Source organism: Streptococcus sp. HMSC072C09, from assembly GCF_001813105.1.
Taxonomy (GTDB): domain Bacteria; phylum Bacillota; class Bacilli; order Lactobacillales; family Streptococcaceae; genus Streptococcus.
The window spans coordinates 1-1,394 of record NZ_KV811487.1; the positions used below are offsets into that span (position 1 = coordinate 1).

The 1,394-nt window shown below is 37.4% G+C and carries 1 protein-coding gene; it reads left to right on the plus strand.

What is annotated here, in order from left to right:
- Positions 1-141 precede the first annotated feature (141 nt).
- The coding region (locus tag HMPREF2893_RS02360; RefSeq protein ID WP_070673996.1) for an ATP-binding cassette domain-containing protein at positions 142-1,394 on the plus strand (1,253 nt) is incomplete at its 3' end.

A 1,394-nucleotide genomic window follows, 5' to 3' on the forward strand; every position in this document is an offset into this window, starting at 1 on the left:
TTTTGAATATTCATTGACCAGACTTATTTTTAGATGTATAATGAGCATGTAAAATATATCACAAAGAATAATATGTAATAAGATTTAATGATTACATCTGATATTTCTCAACCATAGGGTTCTATTTTCTAGGAGAGATTTATGATTCATATCTTTAAATATCTTGATAAAAAAACAAAATACCTAACCATTATTGGAGCACTGGCAAATGGGGGTCTCGCATTAGGTCAACCTTTGGTTGTTGCCAAAGCATTATCGATAGATCAAAATAACCTTACCTATTCTTCTATTTGGAAATTTGCCCTCTTTGGTTTTTCTGTCTATTTCGCTTTGTATAGTCTAATGTTATTTTGTAATCATGCAAATAATGTCTTTAGACGCGAAATTCACATGAATATCCGAACGGCACTTTTTCAGAAGTTAATGGAAGACAGGGAATATAGTGAAGATGAAAAGATTACCATGCTGACACAGGATATGGAATTTTTAGGAGATAACTTTTTTGAACGCTATATGTCTATTTCATGTTGGGGATTTGGGGCACTGATTACGGCGATCTATATCATTGCCCAAAATGTTTTATTGGGTTCTATCTTTGTTTTCTTCACGATCTTACGTCCCATTCCACAATTCTTGATGAATAATAAGCTAAAGAATTCAGGGGATGAAATGTCTCAGGGAAGAACAGCTGTTCATAACCAAATCTCTGATAGTATTCGAGGAGCTCAGACCTTGCGGATGAATCAAGCCTTGCCTGAAAATTCTCAGCGCGTCTGGAATATCAATCTTCGTTATCAACGAGCTATTCAAAGGTTTGCTTTTACCCATAATATTGTTTTCTTTTGTAATGGTTTTATGGTCTTTCTGAGCCAAGTACTCCCCTTGGTATTAGGGTTCTTCCTTGCTATGCAGGGTCATCATGTTTCAGTGGCTAGCCTGGTTGCTATGTATATTGCTGCTGGTCAACTGGTAGGGCCTATCCAAAATATCATGTATGATGTGGTTGAAGTACAAGGAGCCAAAACAACGGCCGAAAAGATTTTCGGAATTTTAAATCGAGCAGATGATAGTGAATCGGATAATCATTCGATCTCCCAAGTAGAAGAGCTAGAAATTTCTCATTTAAGTAAATCTTATAACGGTAGAGAGATTCTTCGCGATCTTAATCTAGCCATTCGACAAGGCGAAAAAGTCCTCATCAAAGGGCCAAGTGGCTGTGGGAAATCAACCCTCTTTAGAATGATCACAGGGGAAGAAAAGCCGGATGCCGGAACGATTACTTGTCGTACAAGGGATGGAGTTAAAACAAGTCACTTTGTTCGTCAGGTAGGCATTATCAGCCAGCATCCTTTCCTCTTTAATGATACTATTCGCTACAATCTCAGTTTGGGACA